The sequence below is a fragment of the Xenorhabdus vietnamensis genome, assembly GCF_002127535.1.
In the GTDB taxonomy this organism is placed as follows: Bacteria; Pseudomonadota; Gammaproteobacteria; order Enterobacterales; family Enterobacteriaceae; genus Xenorhabdus; species Xenorhabdus vietnamensis.
Map to the genome: position 1 here is coordinate 1 of NZ_MUBJ01000103.1, position 834 is coordinate 834.

General features: G+C 47.2%; 1 protein-coding gene. It reads right to left on the reverse strand.

The window, feature by feature from the left end; genetic code table 11:
- Nucleotides 1-750 (reverse strand): phage tail tape measure protein (locus tag Xvie_RS20385; RefSeq protein ID WP_139838936.1); only part of this gene is annotated, 750 nt, incomplete at its 3' end.
- Nucleotides 751-834 lie beyond the last annotated feature (84 nt).

An 834-nucleotide genomic window follows, 5' to 3' on the forward strand; every position in this document is an offset into this window, starting at 1 on the left:
TTTATCCAGCCGTTCCTGTATTTTACCTTCTCTGAGTAAGGCCAAAATTTCGGGGGTTAACCCCAATTTCACTATCAGCCTGTTCTCGGTCTCAGACGGAATATTTTTATTTTTAAATGCCTCTTCCAGTTCCAATAGCGTTGGAATAACATCCGCAGAACCATCCTTTGTTGTGTGAATTTTAACGCCCAGCTTATCTAATTCCGCACGTGCGGAACCATTCTCGCCCCGTTCTGCCGCATTGAGTGTGTTAAACAAATTCTGTACAGAGTCTTTTGCCTGATCGGCTTCTGTACCAATTTGTACCATTGCGCCGATTAAACTGGAAGAGTCTTCAATTGACATCGCGGTGTTTTTGGACAGGACATCCAGATTATAGGCCTCTTTTCCCATATCCCTCAGCGTCTGATAACCTTTTGACATGCCATATCCGATAGCGCCCCCGATACCGCCCAGCAGTCCCATTTTGGACGCCATGCCACTGTATTTTGTGAACAGTTCGCCAAAATTCTTCAGCGGCGGGATCATATCACCAATATTTTGCACGTTATCTTGAGCGGAGCGTGACATATCCCGTAGTTTGTTGCTCAATGCCCCTGTATTTTCCAGCGTTTCACTGCCGCCAAATCGCAGGCCTTCCCGCGTAGAGTTTAATACCGGCTGCAATCCCTTAATTCTGGCCTCAATCTCAGCCAGCACTTTTGTCGCGTTTTCATCCGCGTTAATCTCAAAATCAAATGCATTAGCCATTATGTTTAGCCTCTATAATGCGTTGCGCCTGCTCAGCCCACCAAACTAGCCGCGTTCGACTCAGGAGCCACGCCTCTTGTGGCC